Source organism: Kineococcus aridisoli, assembly GCF_050871885.1.
In the GTDB taxonomy this organism is placed as follows: domain Bacteria; phylum Actinomycetota; class Actinomycetes; order Actinomycetales; family Kineococcaceae; genus Kineococcus.
Genome location: NZ_JBJLSF010000131.1, coordinates 1 through 9,075, shown reverse-complemented (window position 1 = coordinate 9,075; position 9,075 = coordinate 1). Strand labels below are relative to the sequence as shown.

General features: G+C 74.7%; 11 protein-coding genes and 1 pseudogene. 7 read left to right on the top strand and 5 right to left on the bottom strand.

Annotated features, from left to right (window positions below; all coding sequences use genetic code 11):
• Positions 1–501: 501 nt before the first annotated feature.
• From ACRYM2_RS22040 to ACRYM2_RS22030, 3 genes are all read right to left on the bottom strand, one after another.
• Positions 502–888, bottom strand: coding sequence for a Rid family hydrolase (locus ACRYM2_RS22040; RefSeq protein ID WP_432524748.1), 387 nt, complete (start codon positions 886–888; stop codon positions 502–504).
• A 136-nt stretch (positions 889–1,024) separates the two neighbouring features.
• Complete coding sequence (locus tag ACRYM2_RS22035) at positions 1,025–1,249, bottom strand: hypothetical protein (protein ID WP_432524744.1); 225 nt, start codon at positions 1,247–1,249, stop codon at positions 1,025–1,027.
• A gap of 216 nt (positions 1,250–1,465) precedes the next feature.
• Positions 1,466–2,383: an oxidoreductase gene (locus tag ACRYM2_RS22030; RefSeq protein WP_432524742.1), complete on the bottom strand. Its 918-nt coding sequence runs from the start codon at positions 2,381–2,383 to the stop codon at positions 1,466–1,468.
• A 237-nt stretch (positions 2,384–2,620) separates the two neighbouring features.
• On the opposite strand from ACRYM2_RS22030, the gene ACRYM2_RS22025 reads away from it, so the two are divergent.
• Positions 2,621–3,001 carry a winged helix-turn-helix transcriptional regulator gene (locus tag ACRYM2_RS22025; protein WP_432524746.1) on the top strand — a complete coding sequence of 127 codons (381 nt, stop codon included), beginning with the start codon at positions 2,621–2,623 and terminating at the stop codon, positions 2,999–3,001.
• A gap of 42 nt (positions 3,002–3,043) precedes the next feature.
• Here ACRYM2_RS22025 and ACRYM2_RS22020 read toward each other — a convergent pair whose 3' ends face one another.
• The gene (locus ACRYM2_RS22020) at positions 3,044–4,069 is read right to left on the bottom strand and encodes an AAA family ATPase (RefSeq protein WP_432524740.1); all 1,026 of its coding nucleotides are present in this window, start codon (positions 4,067–4,069) and stop codon (positions 3,044–3,046) included.
• Between the two features lie 145 nt (positions 4,070–4,214).
• On the opposite strand from ACRYM2_RS22020, the gene ACRYM2_RS22015 reads away from it, so the two are divergent.
• From ACRYM2_RS22015 to ACRYM2_RS22000, 4 genes and pseudogenes are all read left to right on the top strand, one after another.
• The gene (locus ACRYM2_RS22015; RefSeq protein WP_432524738.1) at positions 4,215–5,024 is read left to right on the top strand and encodes an NAD(P)H-binding protein; all 810 of its coding nucleotides are present in this window, start codon (positions 4,215–4,217) and stop codon (positions 5,022–5,024) included.
• A 121-nt stretch (positions 5,025–5,145) separates the two neighbouring features.
• A complete protein-coding gene (locus ACRYM2_RS22010) occupies positions 5,146–5,970 on the top strand; it encodes an aldo/keto reductase (protein ID WP_432524737.1) in 825 nt (274 codons plus the stop codon).
• Positions 5,971–5,995: 25 nt separating this feature from the next.
• Positions 5,996–6,253 (top strand): annotated as a pseudogene (locus ACRYM2_RS22005) (aldehyde dehydrogenase family protein); the annotation flags it as partial.
• A gap of 60 nt (positions 6,254–6,313) precedes the next feature.
• Positions 6,314–6,556 carry a hypothetical protein gene (locus ACRYM2_RS22000; protein WP_432524735.1) on the top strand — a complete coding sequence of 81 codons (243 nt, stop codon included), beginning with the start codon at positions 6,314–6,316 and terminating at the stop codon, positions 6,554–6,556.
• Between the two features lie 31 nt (positions 6,557–6,587).
• Here the strand turns inward: ACRYM2_RS22000 and ACRYM2_RS21995 are convergent, their stop codons facing one another.
• A complete protein-coding gene (locus ACRYM2_RS21995; protein WP_432524734.1) occupies positions 6,588–7,304 on the bottom strand; it encodes a TetR/AcrR family transcriptional regulator C-terminal domain-containing protein in 717 nt (238 codons plus the stop codon).
• A gap of 505 nt (positions 7,305–7,809) precedes the next feature.
• On the opposite strand from ACRYM2_RS21995, the gene ACRYM2_RS21990 reads away from it, so the two are divergent.
• Complete coding sequence (locus tag ACRYM2_RS21990; protein WP_432524732.1) at positions 7,810–8,271, top strand: hypothetical protein; 462 nt, start codon at positions 7,810–7,812, stop codon at positions 8,269–8,271.
• Between the two features lie 235 nt (positions 8,272–8,506).
• Positions 8,507–9,075: PRC-barrel domain-containing protein (locus tag ACRYM2_RS21985; protein ID WP_432524730.1), on the top strand; the 569-nt coding region annotated here is incomplete at its 3' end.

The window sequence follows — 9,075 nt, the reverse complement described above, 5'->3', positions numbered from 1 at the left end:
GTGCGGGCGCCGCGGCCCGCCCGCACGCGCTCACGAGCAGGACGACGGCCACGGCCCGCAGCTGTGCGTGGGTGCGGTCGCCACCTCACTGCCTCCGCAGTGCGGGGGCCCGGACCTGATCGGTTTCGACTTCTCCTCCCTGCCCGCCGGTTCCCACGAGTCGGTGCTGCAGAGCCGGTACGGGTCCTTCGTCGTCACCGGGGTGCCGCAGGGCGGGGCGATCCGGCTCACCGCGCCGGCCCGCCCCGCCGGCCCGGGGGAGGGGCCGAGTGCACCGGAACCGTCCTTCGCCACGCCCTGCCCCGAACCGGCGGGCGGGTGGCGACCGTTGGACGCGGCGCGGACCACCGAGGAGGCGCTGCTGGCCCGCGAGGCCGACCAGCGCCGTCTCGACGAGCGGTTCGGAGCCGGCCTCGTGCGCCTGAGCAGCGTCCTGCGCCCGCCCGGGCGTGAGGTGCAGCGCCGTGCCGGTGGAGTTCCCGGGCGGTTCCCGCCGGTCGTTCAGTCCACGACGGCGGTGGCCTCGACCTCCACGAGGTCGTCGGGCTCGAACAGGTGGCTGGCACCGATGAGGGAGGACGGGGGCAGCGGCCGGGGCAGGCCCAGTTCCTCGGCGACCTGCTCGACGCCGGCCGTGAAGGATCCGAACACCTCCTCCGGGTTCCAGTCGGTGACGTAGAAGGTGAGCCGGACGACGTCGCCGAAGCCAGCGCCGGCGGCTGCCAGACCGGCGCCGGTGTTGCGCAGGGCGTGAGCGACCTGACCTGCGAGGTCGCCGGGTGCCAGCGCCCGTCCCCGGCCGTCGCGGGCGACCTGCCCGGCGACGTGGACCTGGCGCGACCCGGTGGCGACGGCGAGCGGCAGCCCATCGCTACCGGGTGCTCGCAGGGAACTTCAACGAGACCAGGTGTCGTGCCGGGAACCACCCGCCCCCGCCACGACGTCGGGTCCCACCTCGGCGCTCGGCCCGGTCCCGGGGCCTTGGAGACCGTCGACGGCGGTGGGTCGTCCGCACCCGGGCGGATCACCCGAGGGACTCCTCCCACCACGCCGAGAAGGGCCACGACCGCGCGGGTCCGGCGTCCGCGGTCTCGGCGCGGAACCGCCGCAGCCGCGCGAGCAGGTTCTCCAGCACCGCCACGCCGACCGGGATCGCCGGGGCGCGCCCGGCCTGCGCCGCGCACATCCAGCAGTCGGGCGGGCACGGCCGGTCCGCGACCTCCGCGGTCGGCCTGGGAGACGTGCGCATGGGGCTCCTCGTCGTCGTCGCGCCGGACGCACCGGGCCCGTGCTCGGGCGCTCGGGACCTCCGCGGCCCCTCCGGTGGTGATCAGGTGCCGCACGCTAGGACCTCCAGTGCACTGCAGGTCAAACCCCTTCCGGCGTGCTGAGACCGAGGCCGGCGACGGCTCCGCTCTCCGCCGCGCCCGGGCTCGCCCCGCTCCCGCCACCACCCGGGCGGTCCTCAGCGCCCGATCGCGTCCAGCTCGGCCACGTCCTGCTCGGAGAGCACGGTGGCTGCGCCGGCGATGTTCTCGTGCAGGTGGTCCACCGACTTCGTGCCCGCGATCAGCAGGACGTTGGGCGAACGCTGCAGCAGCCAGCTCAGGGCGATCGCCGTCGGGGTCGTCCCCGACCGCTCGGCCACGGCCGACAGCGCCGAGGACTGCAGCGGGCTGAAACCGCCCAGGGGGAAGAACGGCACGTACGCGACGGCGTCGCGGGCGAGGTCGTCGACGAGGTCGTCGTCGTGCCGGACGGCGAGGTTGTACATGTTCTGCACGCACACGATCGGGGCGATGCTGCGCGCCTCGGCGACCTGCTCGGCGGTGACGTTGCTGAGCCCGAGGTGGCGGACCAGTCCCTGCTGCTGCAGTTCCGCCATCGTCGTGAACGCCTCGGCGAGCGAGCCGGCCCGGGGGCCGCCGGCGTCGCCCATGCGCAGGTTCACCAGGTCCAGGGTGTCCACCCCGAGGGTCCGCAGGTCGTCCTGGACCTGCCGGCGCAGGTCCTCGGGGCGGCGGGCGGTGGGCCACCCGCCCCGGGCGTCGCGCTCGGCGCCGACCTTGGTGGCGATGACGAGGTGGTGCGGGTAGGGGTGCAGCGCTTCGCGGATGAGCTCGTTGACCACGTGCGGGCCGTAGGCGCCGGAGGTGTCGATGTGGGTGACGCCGGCCTCGACGGCGGCGCGCAGGACCGCGAGGGCGCCGGCGCGGTCGGCGGGCGGGCCCACGACCCCGGGGCCGGCCAGCTGCATCGCGCCGTAGCCGAAGCGGGTGACCTCTCGGTCCCCCAGGGTCCAGGTGCCGCCGGGGAGTGCAGCGGGTGCGGAGCCGGTGGTGCTCGGGGTGGTGCTCGGGGTGCTGTTCAGGCTGGTGCTCACGGTGCGTGGCCCTCCTCGGTGGTCGTCGTGGTGCTGGCGCGGTGAGGCGCCGTGGACGACACTGGCACTCCTGCTCCCCATCGGGAAGCAGGCACTTTCGAGTGCGTTGCGCACTGCGGGAACGTGGACGAGGGAGAGGTCGTGGCAGCGACAGCACGGACGACACGGACGCCACGGACGACACGGACGGCGCGCACGGCGTCGCCGTCGACCGCGGCGGCGCAGTACGACACCTTCCTGGCGGTGTGCCCCAGCCGGCAGCTGCTGGACCGCGTCTCGGACAAGTGGGTCACCCTCGTCCTGTGCGCCCTGGCGGGTGAGGCCGCGGCGCAGCAGGACGACGGTCCCCCGGGGCCGCGGGCGCTGCGCTACTCGCAGCTGTCCCGGCTGCTGGTCGGGGTGAGCCAGAAGATGCTGACCCAGACGCTGCGGAACCTGGAGCGCGACGGCCTGGTCACCCGGACGGTCGTCCCCACGGTGCCGGTGACGGTGACCTACGAGCTGACCGACCTCGGCGCGTCCTTGCACGAGGTGGTCGGCCGGCTGCGCGTGTGGGCCCAGGCGAACATGGACGCCGTCACCGCTCACCGCGCGGCTCACGACGGAGCCGCCTCCTGAGGGGTTCGCGCGAGCGGCAGGGCTCGGGCCCGGTGGTGGGAGTCACCCGAGCCAGCGTCGCCACCCGGGAGGGTCGGGTTCGGGAACCGGTTCCTCGCCCAGCGCACGGGCGGCCTCGGCGACGTCGTCGGAGGTGAGCGTCATGACGTCGGCGCGGTCGAGCTCCTCGGCGTTCCGGTCCCCGTCCTGCGTCAGCCGCAGCGCCTGGCGGTTGAGCGACTGCTCGAACAACGTGCGGGCGAAACGGGCGTTGCCGGAGTCCTCACCGGGGTGGAGCCCGCCGAGGATGTGCCGGAGCGTCGCCTCGGCGCCCGGCGCCAGCTCGTACTCGTGCTGCGCCGCGATGATCGCGAAGATCTCCTGGAGCTCGTCCGTGGAGTAGTCGGGGAAGTCGACCTCACGGGCGAACCGGGAGCGCAGGCCGGGGTTGGAGAGCAGGAACGACTCCATCAGCCGGGGGTAGCCGGCCACGATGACCACCAGGCGGTGCCGGTGGTCCTCCATGCGCTTGAGCAGGACCTCGACGGCCTCCGCGCCGAAGTCGAGCCGGCCGTCGCCCTCCGGTGCGAGCGAGTAGGCCTCGTCGATGAACAGGACGCCGTCGAGGGCCCGGCGGATCACCCGGTCGGTCTTGATCGCCGTCTCGCCGACGTACTGCCCGACCAGGGCGGCCCGGTCCACCTCCACCAGGTGGCCCTTCTGCAGCAGGCCGACCGACCTGTACATCTCGGCCAGCAGCCGCGCCACGGTGGTCTTGCCCGTGCCCGGGTTCCCGAGGAAGACGAGGTGCTGGGAGGTCGCGACCTCGGGCAGGCCGTGCGCCTTGCGGCGCGCCTGCACCTGCAGGAACGCGACGAGCGCCCGCACCTGCCCCTTCACCGTGTCCAGGCCGATGAGCGCGTCGAGCTCTGCCTGCACCACCGGGAGCGGCCGGGCCGGTGCGAGGCGGCCGGCGAAGCGGTCGCCCACCAGCTCGTCCACGCCGCGCAGGCCGGAGCGCCCGAGGTGGTCGCCCAGGCGGCCGACCGTCTCGCGCAGGTCGTCGAGCGCCTTGCGGTTGAGGGCCATGCCGCGAGCGTAGGGGCAGCCGCCCCGGGCCTCCTCTTGGAACTCCGGTGCCCGTGCCTTCCGCGACCCCACCCGCCGGCGCCCTTGCCGCGGCGGCGGTGCGCGTGCTCACCTGGGGGCCGGCCCGCGAGCGGTGGAGGAGCGCATGAGGGTCCTGGTCACCGGAGCCACCGCCAGCGTCGGCCGGCGCGTGGTGGACCACCTGCTGGCCCGGGGCGGGGTGCGGGTGCGTGCCGCGACGGTGGATCCGCAGCGTGCGGCGCTGCCGGAGCAGGTGGAGGTGGTGCACGGACCGCTGGCGCGGGCACCGGTGCTGCAGGAGGCGCTGCAGGACGTCGACCGCTTGTACCTGGCGCCGTCACCGGCCACGGCGCAGCGCGTCGTGACGGCGGCGCGCCGCGCCGGGGTCAGCCGCGTCGTGGACCTGTCCGGGGAGCTGGAGAGCTGGTGGGGCGCGGTGGCCGCAGCGGTCGAGGCGGGCGGCGTGCCCTGGACGCACCTGTGGCCGGGGGACTTCATGGAGAACGCGCTGCTGTGGGCACCGCAGGTCCGCGAGCACGGCAGCGTGCGCGAGCCGTGGCCGCAGGCCGCCAGCGCTCCCGTGGCGATGGACGACGTCGCCGCCGTCGCCGCCGCGCTGCTGCTGGGCGAGGGGCACGAGGGCCGCGCCTGCTCGTTGACGGGGCCGCAGGTGCTCACGCGCCGGGAGATGGTCGCCGTGCTCGGGCGGGCGCTGGGACGGGAGGTGCCCTTCGTGCAGGTGGACCGCGAGGAGGCGATCGCGGCGCTGGCGGCGAGCGCGGGCGAGGACGCCGGCTGGTACGTCGACACGGTCCTGGCCGCCTTCGCCGCCGGTGGAGCCTCGACGACCTCCGTCGTGCCGGAGCTGCTCGGTCGCCCGGCCACCACGTTCGCGCAGTGGGCGCAGCAGCACGCCGGCGACTTCGGCGGGTGATCGCGGCGTCCGCCCGCCGCCGCGCGCACGGCGACGGGCGGACCTAGCCTCGCGGGGACCGTGCTCCCGCCCGCCGCGCAGGCGGCACCGGGCGGGAGCGCACCACGGACGAGGAGGACGCATGAGCACGGTTCCCGACCTGGAGCTGCACGACGGCACCCGCATCCCCCAGGTGGGCCTGGGAGTCTTCCAGGTGCCCGTGGAGCAGACCGACGAGGTCGTCCTGCGGGCCCTGGAGGCCGGCTACCGGCACATCGACACCGCCGCCCGGTACGGCAACGAGGCCCAGGTGGGCAGCGCGCTGCGCACCTCGGGCCTGGCGCACGAGGAGGTGTTCGTCACCACCAAGCTGGCCAACGGCGAGCACGGGCGGGAGAGGACGCTGCGCGCCTTCGACGCCAGCATGGCCAGGCTCCAGCTGGAGGTCCTCGACCTCTACCTCATCCACTGGCCGCAGCAGGCCGACGACTACGTCGAGACCTGGCTGGCCTTCCAGGAGCTGCACGCCCAGGGGCGCATCCGCACCATCGGCGTCTCCAACTTCCAGAAGACGCACCTGCGCAAGCTGCTCGACGAGACCGACATCGTGCCCACCGTCAACCAGGTCGAGCTGCACCCGTACCTGACGCAGGAGGACCTGCGCGCCTTCCACGCCGAGCACGGCATCGTCACCGAGGCGTGGAGCCCGCTGGCCCAGGGCGGGCAGCTGCTGTCCGACCCCGTCGTCACGGCGATCGCGCAGGAGCTCGGCCGGGACGCGGCGCAGGTGGTGCTGCGCTGGCACGTGCAGCTGGGCACCGTCGTCATCCCGAAGTCGGTGACGCCCGAGCGCATCGTCAGCAACCTCGACCTGTTCTCCTTCGAGCTCTCCGAGGAGCAGGTGGAGCGGATCAGCGCGCTCAACCGCGACGAGCGCACCGGACCCGACCCGGACACCTTCGGCTGACCCGGCCCGCACCGCTCCGGCGGGCGTGAGCCCGCCGCGAGCGGGTACCGGCGCAGGTGGAGCGGGTGCTGCGACGGCCGGCGCGAGCGGAACCGCTGGCGCAGCACGAGGAGCAGGCGCGGCGATCACCACGATCGACCCCGCGACGTGCCGCCCGGTGGTGCTGGAACTCGGCGGCAGCGACCCGTTCGTGGTCATGCCCTCCGCGGACCTGGAGGTCGCCGCCGGTGCCGCGGTGACGGCGAGGTGCCAGGACGACGGCCAGAGCTGCACCGCCGCCGAGTGACGGTGGGCGGCGACGGTCCGGCTCGCCGACGACCCGTTCCGCTGCGAGGGTGGGTGCATGAGCTCGGTCCCGGACTTCTCCCAGGCCCCTGCCGCTGCTGCCGTGGAACTGGTCGGCCCGCTGGGGGAGGAGCCGGTCACCGCCGCCGCACCGCCGGGCGCCACCGCCCCCGCCGGCAGCGCCGCCGCCGCCGCTGAGCCGGGCGGGGCTGCCGCCGCTGAGCTGGGTGCGGACCCGGCGACCTCCTCGGCAGACGCCGAGCCCGCGACGGGCCGCGAGGCCGCAGGCGGTCTCCCGTAGCGGTCGGCGGTCGTGCTCGGCGCACCACCGGTCACGCCAGGCGCTCCCGGGCCTCCTCTAGCCGCTCCAGCAGGTTGCCCAGGGAGTGCTCGAACTCCTCGCCGAGGTCCTCGACCGCCAGGCGGTCGGCCAGCCGGGTCAGCGTGGGGAAGGTGCTGAGGTCCAGCGAGGCGGCCCCGGCGCCGGTTCCACCCTCGGCGCCCTCGCCTCGGGTGCTCTCGCCTCCGGTGCCCTTGCCGCCGGTGGAGGTGCTGCCCGGGTCGACGGCGGCGGTGACGGGGTCGATGCCCTCGGCGGAGACCTCCAGCAGCAGGTGGCCGACCAGGAAGCTGCCGAAGGCGCGGTAGGTGTAGACGGCGGCGTCCTCGCTGAAGCCGCGCGAGAGCAGCGCGGCCAGGAAGCCCTCGATCCAGCGCAGGCTGCGCAGGGGCGGGCGGATCCACGGGGCCGCGCGGTGGCGGGTGGCGATCAGCGGGAAGATCTGCGGGTGGTCCAGCGCCATGCGCCGGACACCGCCCGCCACGCGGCGCAGGAAGGTCTGCCAGTCGTCCTCGGGGCGCAGCAGGACCTCGGGGTCGGCGTAGAGCTGGTCCAGCAGCCGGTCCACCATGGCGTCCAGCAGTTCGTCGCGGCTGTGCACGTAGCGGTAGAGCGCCATCCCCTCCACCTGCAGGGAGGCGCCCAGCTTGCGCATGGACAGCTCGCCGATGCCGAAGCGGTCGACGAAGTCGATGGCCGCCTCGAGCACGACGCTCCTGCTCAGCCCCGGCCGACGGCGCGTGGCGCCGCCCGCGGCTGCCGCGGGAGGAGCGCCTGCGGTGCGGGGCGCGGGAGTCGTCGCGGCCGCGTCGGGCGCGTCGTGGCCGGTGGAACGCCCGCTCGGGGAGCTGCGCCGCGTCGGCCGCCTGGAGGGTGCCGGCACCTCCACCACCTCCTGCCCGTCGAGGACGTCGCCCCTGCTGCGCGTGCTGCGCGGGGCCGCACCCGCAGGCCGCGGGAGTGCGGCACGTACCACCCGTGGTCATCATCTCCCACGGGTCAGCGCGGCCGCGCCCGGGTGCGGCACGGCGAGCGGAGGGGCCGGACCCCTTCTCCGGTCGGTTCCCGTCCCCCGCGGGCGGTCGACCGGGAGACCCGTGTCGTTTACGCTGTATCCGCCGAGTGGTGGAATGCTTGAGCACCGCCCGCGGCACCGTCGAGCACGAGGTCCGACCCGTCCGCCCGCCCGCACGCGAGCCAGCCCCAGGAGTCCCATGCCGATCAGCGACGAGCAGGCCTTCCTGGTCGCGCGTTCGAGCGCCGTCGACCGCGACGGCCTCACCCTCGGCCCGGTCAGCGGCGTCTACTACGACGACCACACCGGGCGCCCGGAGTGGGTCACCGTCCAGCTGAGGGAAGCGCTGCTGGACGAGGGCCCGGTGGGGGAGGGTTCGCCGGGCGCCGCGCGCGGTGCCGCGCAGAGCCGGTTCGTGCCGCTGGCCAGCGCCACGTACTCGCGGGGTCGCCTGCACCTGGACGTCAGCGCCGCGCAGGTGCGCAGCGCCCCGCCCACCCGTGGCGACGAGCACCTGAGCAGCGCCGCGGAGCGGCGGCTCTACCGCCACTACGGCCTCTCGCCCGCCGGGGACACCGACGTGGACCCCGCCAGCGGGACGAGCGCCCGCACGCAGGACGAACCGGGCGGGCACAGCCTCCTGCCTCCACTGGAGAGGTGAGCCGCGAGCCGGGCGACCGGGCCCGGACGACCGTGGAACGGTGGCGCTTCGAGTTGCGGGGTGCGGTGGGGACTGGCTTCATGGTCCCAGCTTGACGCTGTAAACACCGGTACGACCGCGATCGCGGAGGTTTCCACGCCCGCGACGGCACGCGCTCCCGCGGTTCCCGACCCGTGGGTGCGGGCACGCGGCACACCGACCGGTCAACCACCGACCCACTCCCCAGGAGGCCGACATGGCTGGCGACACCTTCACCGTGGACGCGCTGTACAGCGCCACCGTCTACGACCACGACGGCGACAGAATCGGCAAGGTGGAGGACGTCTACCTCGACAACGCCACCAGCCAGCCGGAGTGGGTGTCGGTCAAGACGGGCCTGTTCGGCTCCAGCACCTCCCTCATCCCGCTGGAGCGGGCCAGCCTCAGCGGTGAGCACCTGACCGTGCCGTTCGAGAAGGCCAAGGTCAAGGACGCCCCCCACCACGACCCGGGCCACGAGCTGACCGAGACCGACGAGGACGACCTGTGCCGCTACTACGGCATCGCCTCCTCCGGCGGCTCGGTGACCGGCACCACGGGCACCGGCACCACCGGCCGCACCGAGACGGCCGGCACCACCGGCATGACGGACCGCACCGACACCGTCGGCCACGACACCTCCGGTCCGAACACCGACGACGCCATGACGCGCTCCAAGGAGGAGCTGCGCGTGGGCACCGAGACCCGCGAGGCGGGCCGGGCGCGCCTGCGCAAGCACATCGTCTCCGAGCGCGTCTCGCGCACCGTCCCGGTCTCCCACGAGGA

Bases quoted from the DNA above. Each gene is read 5' to 3' on its own strand.
- ACRYM2_RS22035 (WP_432524744.1), bottom strand. From the start codon at position 1,249: ATGCGCACGTCTCCCAGGCCGACCGCGGAGGTCGCGGACCGGCCGTGC.
- ACRYM2_RS22020 (WP_432524740.1), bottom strand. From the start codon at position 4,069: ATGGCCCTCAACCGCAAGGCGCTCGACGACCTGCGCGAGACGGTCGGC.
- ACRYM2_RS22015 (WP_432524738.1), top strand. From the start codon at position 4,215: ATGAGGGTCCTGGTCACCGGAGCCACCGCCAGCGTCGGCCGGCGCGTG.
- ACRYM2_RS22010 (WP_432524737.1), top strand. From the start codon at position 5,146: ATGAGCACGGTTCCCGACCTGGAGCTGCACGACGGCACCCGCATCCCC.
- ACRYM2_RS22000 (WP_432524735.1), top strand. From the start codon at position 6,314: ATGAGCTCGGTCCCGGACTTCTCCCAGGCCCCTGCCGCTGCTGCCGTG.
- ACRYM2_RS21990 (WP_432524732.1), top strand. From the start codon at position 7,810: ATGCCGATCAGCGACGAGCAGGCCTTCCTGGTCGCGCGTTCGAGCGCC.